Source organism: Qipengyuania huizhouensis (assembly GCF_019711635.1).
GTDB lineage: Bacteria > Pseudomonadota > Alphaproteobacteria > Sphingomonadales > Sphingomonadaceae > Qipengyuania > Qipengyuania huizhouensis.
The window spans coordinates 73,973-96,399 of record NZ_JAIGNT010000010.1 but is presented as its reverse complement, the minus strand read 5'-3'; the positions used below and the strand labels follow the sequence as shown (position 1 = coordinate 96,399).

Here is a 22,427-nt window from a genome sequence, read left to right as displayed (position 1 = left end):
GGATATTTGAGGATCTTAGTAGCTACTATTGATGACTTCTTGCCGGAAATCACATTTTGCCTAGACCTTTGTATGGTTTCCCTCGCGGCTCCCGCTTAAACTGGCGTGAGATTAGGAAACGGTCGACTGACTTCTTCCCGCCAATTTATTCTGAGCAGCACCTGAAACGGCGAGGTCTTATTCCTTTCATCCGCAGGCATGGGATTGAGATGGTTCCACGTAGGCCGGGACTAGTGGCCTTAGTTCCGCCAGGAAGTCCTAGCACAGACAAAAACCGACGACTGGCCGAGCATATCCTCCGCACCAATCACCTACGCTCCCTTCGGCGGCTAGCTATAAAGATCATGCGTTCTCGATAGCTTCAAGGTGACGAGTTCTCGCGATCCTCGATTCCACGCATAACGAGCAATTCCGATGTCCGGTTTCCACCCCAAACCGGACAAACGATTTTCCTACACGATGCGTTTCTGCTCCGCCATTGCAGATGCCGAAACCGCCCGCCCATCGCCGCCGCCGCCGCCCGCCGTTCTTCAACCCCGTGCCGCTGCGCACGCGCAGCGATGGGTGGAGCGTTGAGCGGCAATGCGAGTTTCTAGCGGGGCTCTATGTCACCGGATCGGTAGCTGCTGCAGCGCGCGGCGTGGGTATGTCGCGCATGAGCGCCTATCGCCTGCGCAAGCGTGACGGGGCGCAGGGCTTCGCGTATGCCTGGGACCGGGTGCTGTCGCCGCCGGGAACGGGTCATTGTCCGAAGCCGAAACCGGACGGACGGAAGGTTACGAATGCGGAGCTGTTCCGGCGGATGGAAACCGGGCTCGTCCAGCCGGTGATCTATCGCGGGAGGATGGCCGGGATCCGCCGCAAACCCGACGATTCCGCGCTTCTCCGGCTTTTGCGGCGGCACGGAAGGATCGGCTCCTGGCCCGAATTGCAGGGCCTCAGGCGGTGAGGGGAAAGTTTTTATTTTCACCCCGGTCAGCGGTCCACCGATGGTTACAGCCGCTACCCGTCGAGCGCTGCCAGCACTTCATAACCCAGAACCGCCGCCGCGACCGCTGCGTTCAGGCTGTCGGCCCGGCCCTTCATCGGCATGGTGACGCGCAGATCGCATGCCATTTCATACTCTTCGGGCAGGCCGCGGCTTTCATTGCCGACCATGACGAAGCAGGGGGCGGTATAGGGCGCGCCGCGATAGGGCTGTGCATCGCGCAGGCTCGCCGCGATGAGCTGGCCCCCATTCTCTTCGGCGCCTGCGCGCAACCAGGCTTCGAATTCGCTCCACTCCGCCTGGGCGATCCCCTGCGTAAAGACCGCGCCCATGCTGGCGCGCACCGCCTCGACACTGAAGGGGTCGGCACAATCGTCGATCAGGATCAGCCCGCCGGCACCGATGGCATCGCCGGTGCGCAGCATGGTGCCGAGATTGCCGGGATCTCGCAGTGCCTGCGCGACCAGCCAGATGTCGGCACTCGAACGGTCCAGGTTTCCGAGCGAGGTATCGAATTCGGCGAATACTCCTGCGACAGCCTGCGGATTGTCCTTGCCGGTGATCTTGGAAAGGATCTCGGGCGAGGTCTCGATCACCTCGCCCCCGCTGGCCTCGACCGAAGCTTCCAGCGCCGTGAGCAACGGATGCGGATCGCGACGGTCGGCGAGCACCAGTGTCTCCGGCACATGGCCGCATTCGCGCGCATCGGTGAGCAGTCGCAGCCCTTCGGCGAGAAACTTGCCCTCACGCTTGCGGTGCTTCTTCTCGCGCAGCGCCCGCAGCGCCTTGACCGATGGATTGGAAAAACCGGTGATGATCCGGCGATGTGCAGCCATGTCAGGGCTCCCCGAAGCCGCCCTCGACCATGGCGGACAGTTCGGCCATCACCGCATCGGCATTTTCGCCCTCGACGATGATCTCGATCGTGTCGCCTTTCGCTGCGCCCAGCATCATCAGCCCGAGGATCGAGCCGCCCGCGGCCTCGTTGCCGCCTTTGGCCACCCGTACCTTGCATCCGTTGGGGAGTTCGGCAACCGCGCCCACGAATTTGGCGCTTGCCCGGGCGTGCAGCCCGCGCTGGTTGACCACTTCGACCTGTTTGCGCGCTTCGCTCAACTTGCCTTCCGCGCGCTGTCGAGGTCCTGCCCCAGGAATTCGCTGGCGACGGTTATGTAGTTGCGTCCTGCGGTTTGCGCGGCATGGACGGCATCGACCACGTTCATGCTCTTGCGCGCTCCGGCCAGGCGGATGAGCATCGGCAGGTTGATCCCGGCGATGACTTCGATCCGTCCGGCATCGAGTAGTGAAATCGCGAGGTTCGAGGGCGTGCCCCCGAACAGGTCGGTGAGGATGATGGCACCGTCGCCCGTGTCGACAGTGGAGATCGCATCCGCGATATCCTTGCGCCGCTGTTCCATATCGTCATTGGGACCGATGCAGATGGTGGCCACACTTTCCTGGCTGCCGACGACATGCTCCATCGCGTCGATGAAGTGTTCGGCCAGTCTGCCATGGGTGACGAGGATCATTCCGATCATGCGTGAAGTGCGTCCGTTGCGCGTTCCGAAGGTTTCAGGCTCTTTAATCAACCATCGCTTGGTTTGCGAATCTCAGCTGCGCTCGAGCGGATCGGCGGGCCGGTTTCTCAAGTTCCGATGTATGACCGTGGGCGAAAATCCAGCCCCGCGCAAGACCTGGGCTGCCCGTTCCGCACTGTAAACCGAACGGTGTCTCCCCCCGGTACACCCGAAGGCAATGTTGAGATAGCCGCGATCCTGCGCTGCGTAGCGGGGCAGCAGATCGAGCAGGGTCCGCGAAATCTGTGAAAAGGCGGGGGCGAAACCGGGATCCTTCTCGATGTGAGCGGCGACGGCAGGATCGAGTCCGGTAAGCTCTCGCAATTCGGGCACCCAGTGCGGGTTGTCGAGAAACCTCATGTCGAACAACAGGTCTGCCAGCGGCGGCATTCCGCGGGCAAAGCCGAAGCTGGAAACAGTCACCGTCATGTTCCCGGCTCCACCCGTCGAAAACCGCTCCCGCAGCACCTGTTGCAACTGATTGGGAGCAAAATCGCCGGTATCGATCAGCAATTCTGCCCAGTTGCGCAGCGGCTCCAGCAATTCGCGTTCAGCCCTGATGCCTCCCGCCACGGTCCGCTCTCGTGCCATTGGGTGCGGACGGCGGGTTTCGTTATAACGACGTTCCAGCTCTTTGTCGGAGCAGTCGATAAACAGAGTGGTGAGTTCCACGTCGCTTCGGGCACCAAGGGCCTGGCATTGGTCGATGATTTCCGCCGGTACGAAACCACGGGTACGAGAATCGAATCCGATGGCAATGGGGGATTGCTGCTCCGTTTCGGCATCGACGAGACTGGAGAGCAGGCGAACCGGGAAATTGTCGATCGCTTCCCAGCCGAGATCTTCCAGCGCATGCAGCGCGGTGGTCTTGCCTGCTCCCGCCATTCCGGTGACCAGCAGGATGCGCTGGATTGATGGCGATTCGGTCACTGTGCCCCTTCTCGGTCGCCGTGTTCGCCATGCGGGACGGCCATACCGTGTTTGCCGAGCGCGAATTCCGCGCGCAGCGCCTGCGTTGCATCCCCGGGGCGGAACAGGAGGACGGGTACACCGACACCGCCCAGCGTCGTCCTGGCGAGTTCCATCGGATAGCGCGGCGCAAGGGTGGTCAGCTGGAGTACCAACGAGATCGGAGCCTCGCAGGTCGGTAGTTCGACGAGGCCCACATTACGCACCTCCAGCAGGCCGCGCGTAGTCTTGGGCGGGCAGGCCAGCGGATGGCCGTCCACCTCGTCGATGATCAGACCGTCGTCGCCGATCAGCGTTGCGCCGCGGTCGATAAGCGCGAGAGCCAGCGAGGATTTCCCCGCGCCGGACTCACCGGCGATCAGCAGCGCGCGTCCGTCGATGGCAACCGCCGTGACATTGGGCAGCCTGGTCTTCATCGAGGAGCCGCCGGTAAATCGAGCACGAAACAGGCTCCGCTCCGTCCGTCGGGGCGACCTTCGACGTGAAGCGTGCCTTCATGCGCATCGGCGATTGTACGGCCGATTGCCAGTCCGAGGCCGGAATGGTTGCCGAAATCCTCCCCCTCGGGGCGGTCGGAGTGGAAACGGTGGAACACTTTCTCTCGCTTTTCCTCCGGTATACCCGGACCTTCGTCGCAAATCGTCAGGACGCATCGCCCTTCGCGCCGGACGAGCTGCGCGTCAATAGTGCCACCTGCCGGGGAAAAGGACACCGCATTGTCGAGCAGGTTCTCGATGATCCGCTCCAGGCGGATGCCGACACCGGACACGACATGGGCCTCTCCCTTGGTGGTGATGGTAATCTTGCGACCTTCGTTTTCCCCGCGTTCCTCGCGGCTGGCGACGGTGTTTTGCAGCAATTCAGCCATATCGACCCGTTCGAATTCGGTCCGCGACATTTCAGCGTCGATGCGGCTGGCGTCGGAAATTTCGGTAACCAGCCGGTCGATTCGGCGTACATCGTGCGTGGCGATATCGAGCAGTTGAGCGCGCAGTTCGGGATCGTCCACTTTGGCCAGCGATTCGGTCGCGCTGCGCAGCGATGCCAGGGGGTTCTTGATTTCGTGTGCCACATCCGCGGCGAAGCTTTCGACCGCATCGATCCGGTGGCGCAAGGCGGCGGTCATATCGGAGACTGCGCGTGCCAGCATGCCGATCTCGTCGCGCCGGTCGGGCAGCCGGGGGACCTCGACCTGCCGGTCGCGCCCCTGGCGCACGCGCACGGCCGCTTGAACCAGTTCGCGAAGCGGGCGCACGATGGTCTGCGCGAGGAAGAAGCTGAGCAGGGTAGAAACCAGCAGGAACAGAAGCACGACCATTGCAACAGTCGTGCGCGCCTCGCGTACCGATTGCGTGATATCGACCGGATTGCGCGTGATCAGCAGCGTATCGCCGTCGAGACCGACCGGCGCAGCGGCATTGATGACATGGGTTCCGTCGGGCGCGTCGCGGAGCACGATCTGGGTGAGGCTTTCCTCGCGTGCGCGCACCAATTCGGGCCAGGCATCGACACTGTCCATCTCAGGCTGGCGATAGTCGGGCAGTGCGGGCGCGCCAACCACGCGGTCGAACCAGCGATCGGTCCGGAGTGCAAAATCGGTCTGGTCGACTTCGGAGGGCTCGGGCAGGTCGAAACTGGGAGGGGCGAGCTGGAAGCTGTCGGATTCCAGATTACCTGCGGGGCCATAGACCCGAATTCGCAGCCGCTGCTCCTTGCCGATCTGGATCAGCAGGGCTTCCTGCCGCTGCGGCGTGGCGCCTGCCAGGGCTTCAGCGGTAATCTGCGCTTCGACCAGCGCGAGCTTGAACCGTTCGTCGAGCAATTGCTTGCGATAGCTGTCGAGGTAAAGAACTCCGCCGCCCAAGAGCACGAGCGGTAGCACGTTGACGAAGAGGATACGGCTGGTGAGCGACAGCCGCCCTGACCAGCGCAGCTTTTCAAGCCGCGGATCGCCCCGGAGGACGCTCTTCGCTTTAGCCATCGCTGAAGCTGTAACCCGCGCCATAGAGCGTTTCGATTGCGGAAAACTCGCCATCGACACTCCGGAACTTGCGGCGCATCCGCTTGATGTGACTGTCCACCGTACGGTCGTCGACGAAGACGTCGTCCGGATAGGCGGCGTCCATCAACTGGTTACGGCTCTTGATGACGCCCGGATGCTGGGCCAGCGCTTCCAGCAGGAGGAACTCGGTCACGGTGAGTGAGACCGGCCTGTCATCCCAGGTCACATGGTGACGTGCCGGGTCCATGCGGAGCCGGCCGCGCTCGATAACCTCGGCGGGCTTCTCGCCCGGTTCGATCGGCATAGGTCGCCGCGCGTCGCTCCGGCGCAGAATGGCGCGAATCCGGGCCAGTAGCAGGCGCAGGCTGAAAGGCTTTGCGATGTAGTCGTCCGCGCCCATCTGCAGGCCCGCTTCCTCGTCCTGCTCGTCATCCTTGCTGGTCAAAAAGATGACCGGGAGAGGCGAATGTTCGCGAAGGCGGCGAAGCAGTTCCATCCCGTCCATCTTGGGCATCTTGATATCGAAGATGGCAAGATCGGGCGGATTGCCCAGCAGGGCGGAAAGTGCGGCTTCACCGTCGGAATAGACACGTGTGGCGTAGCCTTCCGCCTGCAGCGCAATCGATACGGTGGTAAGGATATTGCGGTCGTCGTCGACCAGTGCGATGACCGTGCGATCGTCTTCCTGCGGCGTAGCGCCCTGTCCGGCTTCACTTTCCATAAGCCAGGCGGTTAACGCAGTTCTTCGGGCAAGACAACGCGAACAGGCGTATGGAAAGTGGATTCCATCGCCGTACATTTGACCTTGCTGCAAGCTGGGACTATTGGCGACGGCGAAGGGCGCGCATTCGTATGCGCGGCGATTCCCGAGACCGAACCCGCTTCATTTGCGCTGGAGATTTCAGTGACTACCGAGCTTTCCCACTCGCTTGCCGCGCAGGGCATCGAGACTGCCGCGACCATCCACCCCAACTTGACGTCGGAAGAATTGACTGCCGCCGCGCTCGAACGGGGCGAAGGCCGCCGCGCCAAGCACGGGCCGCTGGTCGTGGAGACCGGCAAGCACACCGGCCGCAGCGCGAAGGACAAGTTCATCGTCCGCAACGCTGAAACCGAAGACACGGTATGGTGGGACAACAATGCTTCCATGACGCCGGATCATTTCGCCGCGCTGAAGGAAGACTTCATGAAAGCGGTCGCCGAAAAGGCGGAGCTGTTCGTGGCGGATCTTTTCGGCGGCTCGCAGCCCGAATATCGCGTCAATGTGCGCGTCATCAACGAGCTTGCATGGCACAACCAGTTCATCCGTACGCTGCTGGTGCGCCCGACCGCGGCGGAACTGGAAGGCTTTGTGCCCGAATATACCATTATCGACCTGCCAAGCTTCAAGGCCGATCCCGAGCGTCACGGCTGCCGCAGCGAAACCGTGATCGCGGTCAACCTGGAGGAAAAACTCATCCTCATCGGCGGCACGAAATATGCCGGCGAAATGAAGAAGAGCGTCTTCGGCATCCTCAACTACCTTCTTCCGCCCAAGGGCGTGATGCCGATGCACTGTTCGGCCAATATCGGCCCCGACGGCAAGAGCGCAGTGTTCTTCGGCCTGTCCGGCACTGGCAAGACCACGCTTTCCGCCGATGCCAGTCGCACGCTGATCGGCGATGATGAACACGGCTGGTCGGACACGGCGGTCTTCAATTTCGAAGGCGGCTGCTATGCCAAGATGATCCGCCTCAACCCCGAGGCCGAGCCGGAAATCTACGCCACCACGCGCATGGAAAATACCGTGCTGGAAAACGTGGTGATGGACGAGAATGGCGAGATCGACCTCGACGACAACAGTCTGGCCGAGAATACGCGCGGCGCCTATCCGCTGTCCTCGATACCGAACACATCGGAAGAGAACATGGGCCCGCCGCCCAGCAATGTGATCATGCTGACCGCCGATGCCTTCGGTGTGCTGCCCCCGATTGCACGCCTTACGCCCGACCAGGCCATGTACCACTTCCTTTCCGGCTACACCGCCAAGGTCGCCGGTACAGAAATCGGCGTGACCGAGCCCGAAGCGACCTTCAGCACCTGCTTCGGCGCACCTTTCATGCCGCGCCACCCGAGCGTTTATGGCAACCTGCTCAAGAAGCGCATTGCCGAAGGCGGCGTGCAGTGCTGGCTGGTCAATACCGGATGGACTGGCGGCAAGTATGGCGTTGGCCAGCGTATGCCGATCAAGGCCACCCGCGCCCTGCTCAATGCTGCGCTCGACGGTAGCCTGAACGACGCCGACTTCCGCAAGGACCCGAACTTCGGCTTCGAAGTTCCAATCAGCGTTCCCGGCGTGGACAGCGAGATTCTCGATCCGCGCGCGACCTGGGCGGACAAGGACGAATACGACCGCACCGCACACAAGCTGGTGCAGCTGTTCGTCGACAATTTCGAACCCTTCGCTGCGCATGTCGACCAGGGCGTGCGGGATGCGGCTCCCGAAGCCGCTTGACGATATAGCCTGACCATTCGGGCATAGAGTTGGAGAGGAGACCCCCGGCCGCGCTCACGAGTGCGGACCGGGGGCTTTAATTTGGAGCGGCGATGGGTCAGAAGGGGCGTGGGTTGCGATAATCAGGAGAATGACCATGAGCCTTTTCGACCAATTGCTGGGCGCCGCGCACGATCATCCCACGGTCAAGAACATGGCGGAAAAGTTGGGTATCGACGCTGCAACGGCGGAAAAGGCCATCGCTGCACTGGGCGAGGCGCATCATGAAGATGGCGATACGGTCGAGCTGGCGGCTGGCAAGACCGGGCTCGATACCGGCTTGCTGAACCAGATCGTGGGGCAGGTCGGAGGCGAAGGCTCGCTGGCACGCTTTACCCAGATTCTCGATGCCGATCACGATGGCAATCCATTCGACGACATTGCGGGCATCGCCGGCAAGTTCTTCGGAAAGAACTGAAGGAAGCCTTGAAATGAACCTCAGCCAGGTACTCCAGCAGAGCGGCGTGGTCGATTCCATGGCACGCGAACTCAATATCGATCCGGCCACTGCAAAAACGGCAACCGGAGCGCTTTTACCTGCGATCGTCGCCGGCTTCGGGCGAACCACCACGCAGGCCGCACCCGCGGGTGGTGGCCTCGGCGATATTCTCGGCAGTCTGGCCGGCGGTGCTGGCGGCGGGGTGACCGGCGGGCTGGGGGGGCTCGGCGGTATCCTGCTCGACAAGGTGCTGCAGCAGGATCCGACCCCGACCCAGCCGGGTAACGACATTCTGGGCCAGATTTTCGGCAGCAAGGACGTCAGCCGCGGCGTGGCCAGCGAGGTTTCGGCGGTTACGGGCATCGACGAGGCGCTGCTCAAGAAGATGCTGCCGATCCTGGCGATGGCGGTGGCCGGCTATATGGCCAAGCAGGCGGGTGGTGGCTCCGGCTCGCAGCAGGGTGGCCTTGGCGGAATCCTCGGCTCGATTGTCGGCGGGCTCGCGGGTCGCTGACCGAAAAGCCTGTCCGCTTAATCCTGCGCTAAGCGAAAGATTGCAAGGACCGCAGCATATGTTCGGTCGAGCTGTCTTCTCTGTCCTGTGGCTGCTGATGGTGCCTTGCGCGCCTGCAGCAGCCCAGGACACCGACTCTGCGGGCCAAGTTGAAGAAATACCCGCCTATACAGGGCCGGTGGTATTTGCCGCGCGGATCGTGGCCGAATACCCACACGATGATAGCGCCTTTACGCAGGGGCTATTGTGGCACGACGGATCTTTGTTCGAAAGCACCGGCCAGGAGGGGCAGTCGGTTGTGCGCGAGGTCGATCTCGAAACGGGCGAGGCGAAGCAGGAACGCGCCATCCCTGCCGACCAGTTCGGCGAGGGCATCGCCCTGTGGGAGGACGAGTTCGTGACCCTGACCTGGCGCAACGGAGCGATCCATCGCTGGGATGCCGATACGCTCGAGCCCGTCGCTTCCCATGAAGGCTTTCCGCTCGAAGGATGGGGGCTCACATCCTCCGAGGAAGGCCTGATTCATTCCGACGGGAGCGCCACTTTGCGCGTGCTGGACCCCGAGACCTATGAAGTGCGCCGCTCGGTCGACGTGACGCTCAACGGACGGCCCTTGCGACGCCTGAACGAACTCGAGATGATCGACGGGCTGATTTACGCCAACATCTGGATGTCGCCCTTCATTGTGGCGATAAACCCGGAAGACGGGGTGGTGAAGAAGATCGTCGATCTGCAGGACATTGTAGGCTCCGTGCCAGTTTCCGGCACGGACGCGGTGCTCAACGGCATTGCGTGGGATGCCGACAAGCGTCGCCTGTTCGTTACCGGCAAGCTCTGGCCCAGCCTATTCGAGATCAGACTGATCGAGACCGACGCAAGGGTCCGTTAGGGCATCTCAGTCCTCGGCATTGCCTGATTCACCAGGCTTCTCCGCATCTACCACAGCCTTGGTCAAGATGGTCGCACCGGGGTGCCAACTCGTGCCTTCCTCCGCCAGCTCCAGCATGTCGAGATAGTCTTGCGCCTGCTCGGAAAGCGAACCGCCGTGAGGATTGGTCGCAAGCGGTTCCAGCGTGAACTTGGCAAGTCCAATCTTTCCTTCCTCGGCGAGCATCAGGGCTGCGTTCATCGCAAGGCCTTGATCGAAGGGTGCAAGCCGTGAGGCCCATTCGAGTGCATGTCGCGCATTTTCATTGGGAGGGAGGCCACGCTCGACAAAGCTGCGGTAGTAGTAGATCAGCGGTACGGGATGATCGTTCTCGATTTTGTTGAGCGCACTGAACGCTTTCATTGCCTCGCTATATGCAGTTTCGGGATCGTCTGCATTTTCGGCCTTTCGGAACAGCGCATAGCCTTTCTGGACATAGGCATTGGGGCGCATCGGATCGATGGCGATCGCACGGTCGGCCGCCGTTATGGCCGCATCGTCGTTCCCCGCATCGTATTCCGCCTCGGCGAGCGCGGTCAGTACGCCAGGATCGTTCGGGAATCGCGCTGCAATTTCACGCGCTTCAACAACGAGTTCCAACGCCTGTTCCCGGGTAACGCCGCGTTGTGAAACGATGCGGACGTCCATCATTTCCGCCTCGCCTTCCGGAAGTTCACGCAACGATATTGGCCCATATGATATTCTTTCAGGCGGAAGCTTGATGTTGAACATCTTTCGTTGCTTGAGATAACGTTCGACTTCCTTGTCGAGCACATCGATATCGCCGAAAGCCTCCTTGGCGGCTTCAAGCGAGTTTTTCCCCTGCATCACGAGGCCCGCATACTCGTCCAACTGACCTTTGCGTTCTTCGCCGAAGATCAGATAATGATATAAAGCCCAACTCATGCCGTAGAAGGCATCGTATCCCTTCCTCCGACGCTGCTCGTATAATTCTGCATCGAGCAATTCATGCACCGAGACCTCGTCCGCATAGTGCAATTCCCCTGCACGGTGCATTGCTGGACGGCCGATCTGGACGCTGCCGTCCTTGTTGAATCCGGCCGACGCGAAGAATTCCGCCGCCCCTTCGCTCATCCATCGGGGCATCGCGTATCGCGAACTGCCAATCAGGAAGTGGTGTGCGTATTCGTGGAGCAGGATGACTGTCGAGAAGTCCGGATAACGTTACTCCGGTTGCGAATATCCTGCACGAAGGCGCGAGAGGCGCCTGCTCTCGGGACATAAAATCCAGCGATCGATTTGCTGTCCGATCCGGAGAGCTTGCGAATGTCCCGCTGGCTTCCGACCACGAAGATCGTGACGCGGTTGGAGGGACTGGGGGCCTCTACGGAGCGGCCGCTCACCAGTACCATGGCAGAATGATATTTTTCCAGATTCTCTGCGAACTCGCGAATGTCTCTTTCGCTGTCGTCGGCATAAATAACGAAGTGCTCGCTGCTCGCCTCATACCATTTCGCCTGCGCAGGCGAAGCAGCGGCGGCAATCATAGCCAGCAAAGCGACCCGCAATTTCATGTCTTACCCCCCCTTCCAGTATCCGCGTTACCTTAGCAAGCAAGGCGAATACTGGAAGGGGGAAACGGGTTAACTTCGGGTATTGTCGATATACCTGCCCACATTGCGTTCCATCACGTTCATCGGGGCATTGCCGCCGAGGACCACCGCATCGTTGAATGCCTTGAAATCATAGGCGGATCCCAGCTCGCGCTGGGCGCGTTCACGTTGGGAAACGATGCGGCTGTGGCCGAGCTTGTAACCGGTCGCCTGACCTGGCCAGCTGCAATAGCGGTCGACCTCGCTCTGGACTTCCTCGGGCTTGGACCCGTTGCGCTCGATGAAGAACTGGCGGCCTTGTTCGCGGCTCCAGCCCTTGGAGTGAAGACCGGTGTCCACCACCATGCGGCAGGCACGGAAGGCGAGGCTCTGCAGGTAGCCCAGCTGGCCGACCTCGAAGCCGTCGTATGCTCCCAGCTCGTCGGCGATCTGCTCACCATATAGCGCCCAGCCTTCGCTGAACGGGTTGAAGGCCAGGATCGAGCGGATGAGCGGCAGGCGGTTCGAATATTCGCCCTCCCAGACATGGCCCGGAATGGTCTCGTGATAGGTGAGATCGGCGAGATCGTATTTCCGATGCAGGTCGGTGCTGCGCAAATTGATCCAGAAGCGACCTGGGATCGTGCCATCCTTGCTGCCGGCCCCGCCATAGGCGCCCGGAGCCCCGGCTTCCTCGGCGGGCGGTATGCGGACGACTTCGAGATTGGGATCGACCAGCGTATTGAAGGCGCGCGGCATCTGCGCGCGGATCCATTCGATACGTTCGTCGATAAATTCCATGATCTGTTCGCGGCCCGCATCGCCTTCGGCGAATTTGTAGCGCGGGTCTTCCGACAGGGCCGTCATGCGCTGGCCCACGCTGCCGTCGGTGTAGCCGATCTTGCGCAGGATCGGGTCCATACGGGCGTGGAGCGCCTCGAGCTCTTCCAGCCCCTGCCGGTGGACTTCGTCGGCCGAGAGCGTGGTCGTGGTGCTGTTACGCAGCGCCCAGGCGTAGAATTCCTCTCCATTGGGGCGTGCCGAAATGCCCGGATCACCGGTGGCGACGGCACGTTCGGCTTTCAGTTCGGCAAGCTGGCGCGAGAGCGCCTCGGCAATCGGCCCCGTTTCGAGCGCCAGGGCACGATCGGCGTGTGCTTCCGGCAGGCCTGCTTCAGCCAGTTTGCCGCGCAGGTCGGCGGCAAAGAGTTCGCCCTTCCCGGCACTGGCGATGGTCTGCTCCATCTGCATGATCGTCTTGTCGAGCAGGAAGTCGGGCGGCACGACCCCCATTCCACGCGCTGCCCGGATGCGAGCAAGTTCGCCGTCGAATGTCGCAGGGGCCTGTTCGAGCCTTTCGATATAGCTATCGGCGTCCGAAGCATTCTCGACCATATGGGTCGACTGCATGAAGCGCGGCAGGCCAATGTATTCGCCGACGTTCTGGATCACCACATAAGGCGCCGTGCGCCAGTTGCCGACAGGGGTATCGCCATAGGGCAGGGCAAAGCCGTCCAGTGCGAGCTGGTAGGCGCTTTCGACCACTTCGATATTGGTCAGGTTTTCGCTGTCCAGACCGTCGCGAGGGAAGGCGCGCAGGCGCGCGAGATCGCTGCGGAGCGTGTCCGCATAGGCTTGCTGGCCGGCGGGCGACTGGTCTTCGAGCCGGCTGCGCAGGTAAGCGTATTGTCCGGTATCCACGCCCAGACCGGTTGCGCGTTCCGGCTCATGCTCGAGAAGGTTGTAGGCGACATCTTCCAGCAGCGCTTCCGCGCTTTGTGTCCCGGCGCTGCGAGGCATGGTGGCGCAGCCCGAGAGGGTGAGAGCGGTGGTCGCACCAAGTCCGGCGAGAACCTGGCGGCGGCTGGCTTCGAAGCTGTATCTGTTCATGCGGGATGTTTGGGCGACCCGCTTAAACCTGTCAAATCAATCGAGAAACTCGGCCGGAACCTTGCCGCCATTGGCCGACAATTCGCGCATGGTGCGCTTGTGCAGCCAGACATTGTCCTCGGCGCTGCCGGAATAATCTGCCCGGCCCAGCTCCTGTGCCAACGCTTTGCGGTTCTCGTAGCTGGAATCGACTCCGATCAGCTTCATCAGGTCGACGATCGATGTGCGCCAGTTGAGACGATCCGCGCCGGGCATGGCATCGAGGTGGTTCGCAACATCGATAACGGGCTTCGGTTTCTGTTGAGGAGCATCGACCCGCGCCTGATCGGGGCTGGGGGTTTTCGGTGCTTCCTTGACTTCATCGTCCTTACCGAAAATCGCGTTCTTGATGCTGCTGAAAATGCCCATGTATCGTACTCCCGAATGGTACTGCGCCAGAATGCCAGCCTATGGGGCAATAAACGGAAGGTCCAGTCGCAGGTTCCCGGGCATTTCCCGAATCGCCCATGCGCGGCTAGGGAGGCGGTCATGCTCGATGTCGTCCTCTCCATCGTCGTCCTTGCCGCCATCGCGCTGTTCTTCGGCGCCTTCCTGCTGTGGCGGCGCACGGGGAATATGAAGAATGCGATGCTCATGGTGATCCTGGCGCTGGTGGCGCTGGTCAACGTGGCTATCTGGACCGTGCCTGCCGCAGACGGCGAAGCCCCGCTCGAGAAAGTCGAACGGAGCTCGCCGTGACGGGTATTTAAGGCAAGGGCTATTCGGGCAACTGCCAGCGCACGGAAGAACTGTAGCTTCCCGCAACAGGCTCGCCATTGCTGCCGCGGGCCGGCTCGAACCGGGCCCGGCGTTGAACCAGGCTACAGGTCGCTTGATCAAGTTCGGAATGCCCGGTCGATCCGGTGATCCGGCAGCCTGTCACTTTCCCGGTCTGCGAGATGTCGAGCCGGAAACTTGCCACGCCGGTCAGTTCGCGACGGGCCCAGGCCGATTTGTAATCGCGATCGGACAGCCATGCACCCGGATCGTTGCGGGGCTTGGCGGAGATCGGACTGAACGAAGGCACCGGCGCAGGGGGTGCGGGTGGCTTCGTGTCTACGCGCGGCGTGTCGACAATTATCGGACGCTCGACAATCTTCTCGGTCGTTTCGTACGTTGCCTTGGGCAATTCGAAATCGATTGGCGGAGTGGGCTGGGTGATTGGAGGTTGTGAAGCCACTTCGGGTTGCTGCTGTGTCTGGGGCTCCGGTATTGGCTCCGGTTCGGGCGGTGGGGTGGGCCTTACGTCCCAAGTGTCCAAAATCTCTGGCGGTTCAACGACGCCTCCTGCCACAGACAGTCCGGTAATGACGGCTGCACCTATCGCGGCCTGCACGATGACGGCGCTGGCGAGCCCTGCGGGGGATGGACCTCGTCTCTGATCTACGAATGCCATGGTCGGCTCCTCTTCCTTGCGACTCTTATAATCAGAAATGTTACAACATAACAAATTTTAGGCAAGGTTTTTCGGATTTTGCAAAGTCGCGGGTGCATTTTGGGCAAGAAAAAGGGCCCGACATGCGGGCCCTTTAAAACATTTGCAATTACCCGATGGCCTCAGGTGATCGGGCACGCCGGATCGAGACGGAAGTCGAGATAATTGTCGACCGACTTCATCAGTTCTTCCTGCTCGTTTTCGAAGAAGTGGTTGGCACGGGGGATTTCCTCGTGATGCACAGTGATGTGCTTCTGCGTGCGCAGCTTTTCGACCAGCTTGGTCACCGCATTGGGCTGGACCACCGTATCCTGCGCGCCGTGGATGAAGATGCCCGAAGCCGGGCAGGGCGCGAGGAAGGAGAAGTCATACATGCTTGCCGGGGCGCCGATGCTGATCCACCCGCGGATTTCCGGACGGCGCATAAGCAGTTGCATGCCAATCAGCGAACCGAAGCTGACGCCAGCGATCCACGTCACCTGCGCTTCGGGATGAACCTGCTGCACCCAGTCGAGCGCGCTGGCGGCATCGGACAATTCGCCCACACCGTTGTCGAAGCTGCCCTGGCTGCGGCCTACGCCGCGGAAATTGAAGCGCAGCGTGGCGAAACCGCGGTTGACGAAGGTCTTGTACAGACGCTGCGTGATTTGCTCGTTCATCGTGCCGCCGCCTTGCGGATGCGGATGGAGGATCATCGCAACGGGCGCGCGCGGACGCGGTCCGGGAGAGAAACGGCCTTCGAGGCGGCCTTCGGGGCCGGGAAAGATCACGGTCGGCATGGGAGAGGTACCCTGGCAGAAATTTTCGGGGTGCTGGCCCCCAAGGGGGCTTGCACGAGGTTGCGCGCTATATAGGGTTTTGTCTCCGTTTCGCAATTAATTCGAGCACGTCCCGTCCCGACACGCATATATCTCGATCATGCCGCTACCACACCGCTGCGCCCAGAGGCGAGGCGCGCGATGGAAGAAGGCTTCGCGCTCTGGGCCAATCCGAGCAGTCCGCATGCCGAAGGCCGCAAGGCGCGGGCGGCGCTGGAGGATGCACGCGAGCGGGTGAAGCGCGCGCTCGGCTGGGAGGGCGAGGTGATCTTCACCTCCGGCGCGAGCGAGGCGGCGGCGCTTGCGCTGGGTCACGCGAAAGCAGGTGCGCGGCTGGTTTCAGCCGTCGAGCATGACGCGATCCTCAAGGCTGCGGTCGATGCCGAGCGTCTGCCGGTGCGGCCCGACGGTGCGCTCGATTTCGAAGTGCTGGGGGAGGCAGTGCAGCGCGAACGGCCGCTCGTCGCAGTCCAGCAGGTAAATTCCGAAACCGGAAACCTGCAGGATCTCGCCGCGATTGCGGGGCAGGTCCACGAGGCTGGGGGATTGCTGCTCGCCGATTGCGCGCAAGGCGCGGGCAGGTTTGCGCTGCCGCCGTGCGACATGGCGATCATCTCTGCGCATAAATTCGGCGGGCCGATCGGTGTTGGTGCTTTGCTCGTGAAGGATTTCGCCATGCTCGAGCCTGCGGGCGGACAGGAGCGCGGCTACAGGCGGGGTACCGAGAACCTGCCCGGTGTGCTCGGCTTGGCGGCGGCACTGGAGGCTTGTGGCGATCCTTATCTCGATAGGGCCACGCTGGAACCGCTCGAGCAATTGGCGCAGCAATGCCGCGACCTTGGCGGTACATGGCTGTCCGACCGGCTGTCCGATCCGACGCCCTATATCCGCGCCATCGCCATGCCGAAGATGAGCGGCAGCGCGCAGGTCATGCGCTTCGACATGGCGGGAATTTCCGTGTCGCAGGGCTCCGCCTGTTCGAGTGGTACGATGAAGACCAGTCACGTCATGCAGGCGATGCAGGTTGAACCCGAGGTGGCCGACCGGACCATTCGTGCCAGCTTCGGCTGGAACACCGCGCGCGCCGAAGTGGAACGCTTCTGCGAGGTATGGCTCGATCTGGCGAAACAATAATGTCCGTTCGCCCTGAGCTTGTCGAAGGGCTGCACTTTCTCCTAGCGTCGCGCTGGAAGCAAAGCAGGGCAGTGCTTCGACAAGCTCAGCACGATCGGATAAGGGGCTTTGCCCTCAAATTACCGATCTCGATGACCGAAAGAACAATTCCCTTTCCTACAAAGCCGCAACAAGGCAGGTTTTCGGCAATGCCCGATATCACCTCCCCCCCGCTGCATGCCGCAAGTGTCACCCACAACAAATGGGCGAAAAATCAAGCATTTCTGCGGATTTCGGCATACTGGAAACGCGTGACAGGGTGTAAACTTCGTCACCCGCGTACCGGGTGCCGGCGGCGATGATCTACCTCGACTATCAGGCCACCACTCCGCTTGCCCCCGAGGCGCGCGATACGATGCTGCGCTGGCTCGACGGGCCGGGCGGCACCGGCTTCGGCAATCCGCATAGCCCGCACAAGCTGGGCCGACAGGCCAAGGCGGCGGTGGAATTCGCACGCGAGCAGGTGGCGGCGCTGTTCCCGGCAGGGGGGAAGGTCATCTTCACCTCGGGCGCGACCGAGGCGATCAATCTGGCTATTCGGGGATCGGGGAAAGGCGGGACGGTCTCGGTTTCCGCTATCGAGCATGCCGCTGTGCTCGATACCGCGCGCGATGCGGGCGAATGTCATGTCCTCAATGTCGCCAAGAACGGGCAGTGCAATACGAAGCAGGACCTTCCGGCCGATACGCGTCTCGTCTGCCTGATGCAGGTCAATAACGAGATCGGTACGATCCAGCCGACTCTCGAATGGCACAGGAAAGCAAAGGAAAACAATGCACTGTATCTCTGCGATGCGGTGCAGGCCTATGGTAAGATCGAGGTGACCGGCGCGGACATGATCGCGATTTCGGCGCATAAGTTCCACGGGCCCAAGGGCGTGGGCGCGCTGTGGATTCGCGACGGGCTGGACCTTCAGGAAGTCCAGACCGGGGGCGGGCAGGAGCATGGCCTGCGATCCGGCACGCTTTCACCGGCCCTGATCGCGGGCATGGGAACAGCTGCGGCGCTTGCGAATGAAGCGCTTGATCAGGACGCTGAACACATCGAACAACTGTGGAAACGCGCCCGCGAGATTTTCGAGGATTGGGAGCTCAACGGCAGTGCCGAGGCCCGCTGGCACGGCAACCTGAACATCCGTCCGCGAGGGCCCAATGGCGGCGGGCTCGACGTGAATCGCCTGATGAGTGAATGCCGCGAAGTGATGTTCTCCGCCGGTTCGGCCTGCGCCAGTGGATCCGGCCGTACCAGCCATGTGCTCGAAGCGATCGGCCTGCCCAAGAAACTGGCGAAGACTTCGATCCGGCTGGGTTTCGGACGCTACACGACGCTCGAGGAGATCGAGGAAGCGGGCAAGGTGATCAACGAGGCGGCCAGGGCGCAGGGCAGCCTGTGAAGGTCCATTTCATCACTTCCGACGGCGGGCGCGTCGATGCCGAGGCCGAGGCGGGCGACACGCTGCTGCGCGTGGCGCAGGCTGCGGGGATGCCGCTGGAAGGGACCTGCGAAGGCCAGATGGCGTGCTCTACCTGCCACGTGGTGGTAGACAAGGACTGGTTCGCAAGGCTTGCCGAGGCCAGCGAGGAGGAGGAAGACATGCTCGACCTCGCCGCCGGCGTGCGCCGCACCAGCCGCCTGTCCTGCCAGATCGTGCTGGGCGAGGAACTGGATGGACTGACCGTCACCGTCCCCGCCGAAAGTCACGATATGAGCCGCTAGGGGTCAAGGCCGGCTAACGACCCATCGCTGCCGACTGTTTTGCGTCGTGTGATCCTGCGTGCGCGAACTTGACCCGATTATACGGCTTCAACCACCGGCATCGGTTCGACCCCGGGAGTTTCTGCGTCCTCGTGCTGGATCGAAACGTGGGTTCCCGGTTCTGCGTTCGTCATGACGATTCTCGCCTGCAACTGGCGTGCAAGCGCTTCGACTATGTTGGTCCCAAGGCCAGCTACCGCTGCCGGCTTGTCTTCGAGAGGCATACCGACGCCGTCGTCTTCGACTTCCAGTTTCCAGCTGCGCCCGTCTTTCGCGTAGCGGACTTTTATCGTTCCACCGCGATCGGCGGGATAGGCGTGCTTGAGCGAGTTGATCACCAGTTCGGTTACGATCAGACCCATGCTGACCGAGTTTGCCGAAGTGACGCTTCCATCCTCCACATCGACTTCGATGGTCAGGATATCGGGGTCCGCGATCATGGAAATCCCGATGCTGTCGCAAAGCTGCTCCAGATAGGGCCGCAGGCTGACGTCACCCGATCCGGACTGGGAAAGCTGCTTCTGGATCGCTGCGACCGACAGCACGCGGCTCTGAGCCATCTGGAGGTGGGTCCGCGTTTCGTCATTGCTGACGCGGCGGGCCGATTGCATCAGGACTGACGCGATTATCTGGAGGCTGTTCGCCACACGGTGCTGGAGTTCCTGCATCAGCATGACGTTGTTGGCGATAAGCGCTTCCTTCTCCTTCCTGGAGGCCTGAGCTTCGGTCGTGTCGATGACCGTCAGGAGAATGCGAATGCTTTGGGAGCCTTCGTATTCGAGCCGATGTGCAGATAACTCCAGACAGCGCGCATTCCCATTCTTGGGGTCGCGCAGAGCCAGTTCGTATTTCTCGATATCCGCACCGCCCGAACCCGTCGCTCGCAACAGCGACTTCAGTCGTGCGACATCCCATTCGCCATCGCCCATTTCCAGGATCGAACTGCCCGGCAGGATGGCGCAGTCGAGGCCGAAGGCGCGGCAGAACGACAGGCTGGCCGCGATGACCGTCAAGTCCTCGTCCAGCATGATCAGGGGTGTATCGGAATTTACCACCATCGCCTCGGCAAGGCTGGTCACCGGGTCGGGAGCAGAGATTGAACTGGTCATAGGTGCCCCCTTTCAAGGGCAGGCCGGCACATCGCAGATTGCGGGTAATTCCGGGTCGTTCGGCTTGGCCGAAATCTTGCCAGCGACTCATGTGCTGGCGATCAGTCCATCGTCTATATCACATCCTCGGCTTAAACCCGCACGGCATCGTCTATTTGTGAAATCATGATCAAACGGTTCGAAACTGCAGCGCGCGTTCGATCAGGCTCGCCATGTGGCTTCCCGCCTGCACCGTGAGCGGATGCTGAGTGGAACCGGATCGAGGGGCGATATAATCGGCCATTTCGCGTGCAATCGCGATCTGCTTGTCCGAACCTTCGGCCAACATTGCAATCAGGAGATTTTCGAGAGCGATGATTCTTACGCGCAGGTGGACCATCTCGGTGTTGGAGATTTCGGGAATTTCGGTGACCGTCTCAGCCGGAACCGAGGATATGGCCCCGCCTTCGTCATCCCATCTCGACAATGCTCTTTGCCGAGGATCGTTGTCGCCGTTGGCAGGATTGGAATCGGACATATCGTTCTCCTCTTCAAGGCAATGCCGACCGGTCAGTCGATAAGGTGGATCAGGACATCACCCAAAAGAGTAGCGCCAGCGCGGCGAATGTTCCGAGAACTCCGATGTAGTTGGGCTGTTCCGAGGCCGCCGTCATTTCGAAAATCCTGGCGTCCGGTCATGCGTACCCCTGGCTCTTATGCTCGCGAGTGTCGCATAGCTGCGTCCGTCGATGAGGTATGGCTCGCACATGAAGCGCTTGAATCCCGCCTGCGGATCGCGGTCGGGCTCCCTCACTCGGCCCATGGGATCGGAGCGGTGCGAGGATAAATGGGTGTCGGTCGTTTGAGACAATGACTGCCTCCCATGCGTAAGCGGGAGCGCGGGGTCTCTCAGTCGGGGTCGCTTATGATGAGATGCCGCCGATGCTTTCAAGATGGGGTTTCATCGAAGAATTTCAACGGCGGTTGGATCGGCGATCCCAATGCGCATCGACCCTTGTCTAATTTCTTTCCAATTTGACCTGAATCTGGGAAAAAATATTACGCAATTTCATTGCATCACAAATATTTATTCCCATATTCCGTTCAGCTACCAGTCGCGATCGACGGTCCCGAGGGCACTAGACCCTCCCTTCTTTCTTTTCCGCCTCTTAGCCCGCGCACAAGCGGTCGCTTTCGATTGCCTGCGCGAGACCGAAGGGAATTCATCATGACACATTTTGGCACGATCAAGAGCTACGACACCGGCAAGGGTGCCGGAACGATCACTCCCGAAAAGGGCGGCGAGCCTCTCCACTTCGCCAAGGCCGACCTCCAGCAGGAAGGCCAGACGCCCAGTTCGGGTCAGCGGTTCGGTTATGAAACCAGCCAGGTCGATGGCGGCAAGGCACGCGCCGTGAACCTCCAGATGGAGCAGGGCAAGGCCGAGCAGGCCGCAAACCAGCAGGGCTAGGTCCTGAATCTGTCGGGGACGCCAGAAACGGCGTCCCCGATTTGCCTGCCGTACCGCCGAATTTGCCAGCGCGAGGAGAATGATGATGGACCTCAATGAATTGCTGCACGCTCACCAGGTGGAAGTGATGAAAGCCAGCGGATCGGGTGACGATGCGGGCCAGAAAAATCATTACGCCAAGGTCACGCTCTATGCAGAAAAGATTCGCGAACTTCGCGAGTCGCTCCAAGGGTTGGAGCCGCGCCCACTCGCCGGATCCGGTGAAACGGTGATCTATGGAACCTATGTGGACGATCCTTCGCCCAGTCGGAAAATCGCATCGCCCGGGACTTCCGAAAGTGACGAAGTTTCTCGCGATCCGGCCGAAATGCCGTTGCCACCCGGCATGACTTCAAAAGCCCTCAGCCAATATTACGTGGGGGCCTACACCTATTCCGATTTATCTTTGGCGCTGGCCGAGCATACGCGTCAGAAGCTGGCTCCGAATACGGTTCCGCTTTCTTAGGGAGGGTTCCGCGATCCCTGCCGGCTATCGCGGCAAGCTGCCGCGCTTTCCCCCGATCCCCTGTAAATTCGGTTGCGTCTGAAAACCCCGCCACCAGGCTGTGACGGGGCTCATACTGGTATGAAACCGGAGTCCTCTGTCAGGCCGATTCAAGCTCGCGCTTGTCTGCGCTTTCTCCCAGCATCTCGATCAGCGCCTTGCTGAAGGCCGGGATGTCGTCCGGGTTGCGGCTGGTGATCAGCTTGCCGTCGATAGCGACTTCCTTGTCGACCACATTGGCGCCGGCATTCTTCAGATCGGTGCGGATCGAGGGCCAGCTGGTGACCGTCTTGCCCTTGAGCAGGTCCGCTTCGGCGAGCAGCCAGGGGGCGTGGCAGATCGCGGCGATCGGCTTGTCCGACATGCCGAATTCGCGGACGAGGGCAACGGCGCGTTCGTTCATGCGCAGGATGTCGGGGTTCATCTGGCCGCCGGGAAGCAGCAGCGCGTCGTAGCCGGAACAGTCGGTCACTTCGTCGACCGTCTTGTCGACCGATACGCTGTCACCCCAGTCCTTCTGGTCCCAACCCTTGATTTCGCCCTTCTCGAGGCTGACGACCGTCGTCTCGAAACCGGCGTCTTCCAGATTGGCCTTGGGCTTCATCAGTTCGGACTGTTCGAAGCCATCGGTGGCGAGGATCATTACGCGTTTCGTGTGGTGTGTCATGAGAGGGATGCTCCTTGATTTGGTGTTACCCTTGCAACGTGTGG

27 protein-coding genes are annotated in these 22,427 nt (G+C 61.3%); 11 read left to right on the top strand and 16 right to left on the bottom strand.

Features of this window, described 5'->3' with window-relative positions:
- Positions 1 to 484 precede the first annotated feature (484 nt).
- Positions 485 to 949 (top strand): hypothetical protein, encoded by a 465-nt coding sequence (locus tag K3180_RS09815; RefSeq protein WP_221540395.1) that lies wholly within the window; start codon positions 485 to 487, stop codon positions 947 to 949.
- 53 nt (positions 950 to 1,002) lie between these two features.
- Here the strand turns inward: K3180_RS09815 and K3180_RS09810 are convergent, their stop codons facing one another.
- The 7 genes from K3180_RS09810 to K3180_RS09780 all read right to left on the bottom strand — a co-directional run bounded on the left by K3180_RS09810 (position 1,003) and on the right by K3180_RS09780 (position 6,257).
- Entirely contained in the window at positions 1,003 to 1,824 is an 822-nt protein-coding gene (locus K3180_RS09810; RefSeq protein WP_221540393.1) for a TrmH family RNA methyltransferase, read from the bottom strand.
- Between the two features lies 1 nt (position 1,825).
- Positions 1,826 to 2,104, bottom strand: coding sequence for an HPr family phosphocarrier protein (locus K3180_RS09805; RefSeq protein WP_221540391.1), 279 nt, complete (start codon positions 2,102 to 2,104; stop codon positions 1,826 to 1,828).
- Positions 2,101 to 2,526, bottom strand: coding sequence for a PTS sugar transporter subunit IIA (locus tag K3180_RS09800; RefSeq protein ID WP_221540417.1), 426 nt, complete (start codon positions 2,524 to 2,526; stop codon positions 2,101 to 2,103). Before K3180_RS09800 ends, K3180_RS09805 begins: the two co-directional genes overlap by 4 nt.
- 72 nt (positions 2,527 to 2,598) lie before the next feature.
- Positions 2,599 to 3,495 (bottom strand): RNase adapter RapZ, encoded by an 897-nt coding sequence (rapZ, locus tag K3180_RS09795; RefSeq protein WP_221540389.1) that lies wholly within the window; start codon positions 3,493 to 3,495, stop codon positions 2,599 to 2,601.
- On the bottom strand, positions 3,492 to 3,950 hold the full coding sequence (locus K3180_RS09790) for an HPr kinase/phosphorylase (RefSeq protein WP_221540388.1): 459 nt from the start codon (positions 3,948 to 3,950) through the stop codon (positions 3,492 to 3,494). The genes rapZ and K3180_RS09790 overlap by 4 nt, the downstream gene beginning before the upstream one ends.
- Positions 3,947 to 5,515, bottom strand: coding sequence for a sensor histidine kinase (locus tag K3180_RS09785; protein WP_221540386.1), 1,569 nt, complete (start codon positions 5,513 to 5,515; stop codon positions 3,947 to 3,949). Before K3180_RS09785 ends, K3180_RS09790 begins: the two co-directional genes overlap by 4 nt.
- On the bottom strand, positions 5,508 to 6,257 hold the full coding sequence (locus tag K3180_RS09780) for a response regulator transcription factor (RefSeq protein ID WP_221540385.1): 750 nt from the start codon (positions 6,255 to 6,257) through the stop codon (positions 5,508 to 5,510). Before K3180_RS09780 ends, K3180_RS09785 begins: the two co-directional genes overlap by 8 nt.
- A 183-nt stretch (positions 6,258 to 6,440) precedes the next feature.
- Here K3180_RS09780 and K3180_RS09775 point away from each other — a divergent pair, with 183 nt between their 5' ends.
- The 4 genes from K3180_RS09775 (at position 6,441) to K3180_RS09760 (ending at position 9,911) form a co-directional block, all read left to right on the top strand.
- On the top strand, positions 6,441 to 8,030 hold the full coding sequence (locus tag K3180_RS09775) for a phosphoenolpyruvate carboxykinase (RefSeq protein WP_221540414.1): 1,590 nt from the start codon (positions 6,441 to 6,443) through the stop codon (positions 8,028 to 8,030).
- A 136-nt stretch (positions 8,031 to 8,166) separates the two neighbouring features.
- Complete coding sequence (locus K3180_RS09770) at positions 8,167 to 8,487, top strand: hypothetical protein (RefSeq protein ID WP_221540383.1); 321 nt, start codon at positions 8,167 to 8,169, stop codon at positions 8,485 to 8,487.
- A gap of 13 nt (positions 8,488 to 8,500) precedes the next feature.
- The gene (locus K3180_RS09765; protein ID WP_221540381.1) at positions 8,501 to 9,022 is read left to right on the top strand and encodes a DUF937 domain-containing protein; all 522 of its coding nucleotides are present in this window, start codon (positions 8,501 to 8,503) and stop codon (positions 9,020 to 9,022) included.
- Positions 9,023 to 9,080: 58 nt separating this feature from the next.
- Entirely contained in the window at positions 9,081 to 9,911 is an 831-nt protein-coding gene (locus K3180_RS09760; protein WP_247710463.1) for a glutaminyl-peptide cyclotransferase, read from the top strand.
- 6 nt (positions 9,912 to 9,917) lie between these two features.
- On the opposite strand, the gene K3180_RS09755 is transcribed toward K3180_RS09760, so the two are convergent.
- From K3180_RS09755 to K3180_RS09745, 4 genes are all read right to left on the bottom strand, one after another.
- The gene (locus tag K3180_RS09755) at positions 9,918 to 11,045 is read right to left on the bottom strand and encodes a tetratricopeptide repeat protein (protein ID WP_247710462.1); all 1,128 of its coding nucleotides are present in this window, start codon (positions 11,043 to 11,045) and stop codon (positions 9,918 to 9,920) included.
- Between the two features lie 32 nt (positions 11,046 to 11,077).
- A complete protein-coding gene (locus tag K3180_RS12935; protein WP_247710461.1) occupies positions 11,078 to 11,485 on the bottom strand; it encodes a hypothetical protein in 408 nt (135 codons plus the stop codon).
- Positions 11,486 to 11,554: 69 nt separating this feature from the next.
- The gene (locus K3180_RS09750; RefSeq protein WP_221540380.1) at positions 11,555 to 13,393 is read right to left on the bottom strand and encodes a DUF885 domain-containing protein; all 1,839 of its coding nucleotides are present in this window, start codon (positions 13,391 to 13,393) and stop codon (positions 11,555 to 11,557) included.
- 36 nt (positions 13,394 to 13,429) lie between these two features.
- The gene (locus K3180_RS09745) at positions 13,430 to 13,801 is read right to left on the bottom strand and encodes a DUF3597 domain-containing protein (RefSeq protein ID WP_221540377.1); all 372 of its coding nucleotides are present in this window, start codon (positions 13,799 to 13,801) and stop codon (positions 13,430 to 13,432) included.
- Between the two features lie 120 nt (positions 13,802 to 13,921).
- On the opposite strand from K3180_RS09745, the gene K3180_RS09740 reads away from it, so the two are divergent.
- Entirely contained in the window at positions 13,922 to 14,131 is a 210-nt protein-coding gene (locus K3180_RS09740; RefSeq protein ID WP_221540376.1) for a hypothetical protein, read from the top strand.
- Positions 14,132 to 14,150: 19 nt separating this feature from the next.
- On the opposite strand, the gene K3180_RS09735 is transcribed toward K3180_RS09740, so the two are convergent.
- Positions 14,151 to 14,828 (bottom strand): energy transducer TonB, encoded by a 678-nt coding sequence (locus K3180_RS09735; RefSeq protein ID WP_221540374.1) that lies wholly within the window; start codon positions 14,826 to 14,828, stop codon positions 14,151 to 14,153.
- 161 nt (positions 14,829 to 14,989) lie between these two features.
- Positions 14,990 to 15,646, bottom strand: coding sequence for an alpha/beta hydrolase (locus K3180_RS09730; protein WP_160727370.1), 657 nt, complete (start codon positions 15,644 to 15,646; stop codon positions 14,990 to 14,992).
- A 180-nt stretch (positions 15,647 to 15,826) separates the two neighbouring features.
- Between K3180_RS09730 and K3180_RS09725 the strand changes: the two genes are divergently transcribed.
- The 3 genes from K3180_RS09725 (at position 15,827) to K3180_RS09715 (ending at position 18,574) form a co-directional block, all read left to right on the top strand.
- The gene (locus K3180_RS09725; RefSeq protein ID WP_247710460.1) at positions 15,827 to 16,819 is read left to right on the top strand and encodes a cysteine desulfurase family protein; all 993 of its coding nucleotides are present in this window, start codon (positions 15,827 to 15,829) and stop codon (positions 16,817 to 16,819) included.
- Between the two features lie 337 nt (positions 16,820 to 17,156).
- A complete protein-coding gene (locus K3180_RS09720) occupies positions 17,157 to 18,251 on the top strand; it encodes a cysteine desulfurase family protein (RefSeq protein WP_221540372.1) in 1,095 nt (364 codons plus the stop codon).
- Positions 18,248 to 18,574 carry a 2Fe-2S iron-sulfur cluster-binding protein gene (locus K3180_RS09715; protein WP_221540370.1) on the top strand — a complete coding sequence of 109 codons (327 nt, stop codon included), beginning with the start codon at positions 18,248 to 18,250 and terminating at the stop codon, positions 18,572 to 18,574. Before K3180_RS09720 ends, K3180_RS09715 begins: the two co-directional genes overlap by 4 nt.
- 77 nt (positions 18,575 to 18,651) lie before the next feature.
- On the opposite strand, the gene K3180_RS09710 is transcribed toward K3180_RS09715, so the two are convergent.
- The gene (locus K3180_RS09710; RefSeq protein WP_221540368.1) at positions 18,652 to 19,722 is read right to left on the bottom strand and encodes a sensor histidine kinase; all 1,071 of its coding nucleotides are present in this window, start codon (positions 19,720 to 19,722) and stop codon (positions 18,652 to 18,654) included.
- Between the two features lie 169 nt (positions 19,723 to 19,891).
- Positions 19,892 to 20,239: a hypothetical protein gene (locus tag K3180_RS09705; RefSeq protein ID WP_221540367.1), complete on the bottom strand. Its 348-nt coding sequence runs from the start codon at positions 20,237 to 20,239 to the stop codon at positions 19,892 to 19,894.
- Positions 20,240 to 20,929: 690 nt separating this feature from the next.
- On the opposite strand from K3180_RS09705, the gene K3180_RS09700 reads away from it, so the two are divergent.
- Together K3180_RS09700 and K3180_RS09695 are read left to right on the top strand one after the other, a co-directional pair.
- Complete coding sequence (locus K3180_RS09700) at positions 20,930 to 21,172, top strand: cold-shock protein (RefSeq protein WP_221540365.1); 243 nt, start codon at positions 20,930 to 20,932, stop codon at positions 21,170 to 21,172.
- 82 nt (positions 21,173 to 21,254) lie between these two features.
- Positions 21,255 to 21,677, top strand: a complete 423-nt coding sequence (locus tag K3180_RS09695) for a hypothetical protein (RefSeq protein ID WP_221540364.1) — start codon at positions 21,255 to 21,257, stop codon at positions 21,675 to 21,677.
- Positions 21,678 to 21,816: 139 nt separating this feature from the next.
- Here K3180_RS09695 and K3180_RS09690 read toward each other — a convergent pair whose 3' ends face one another.
- A complete protein-coding gene (locus K3180_RS09690) occupies positions 21,817 to 22,383 on the bottom strand; it encodes a type 1 glutamine amidotransferase domain-containing protein (protein ID WP_221540362.1) in 567 nt (188 codons plus the stop codon).
- Between the last annotated feature and the right edge of the window lie 44 nt (positions 22,384 to 22,427).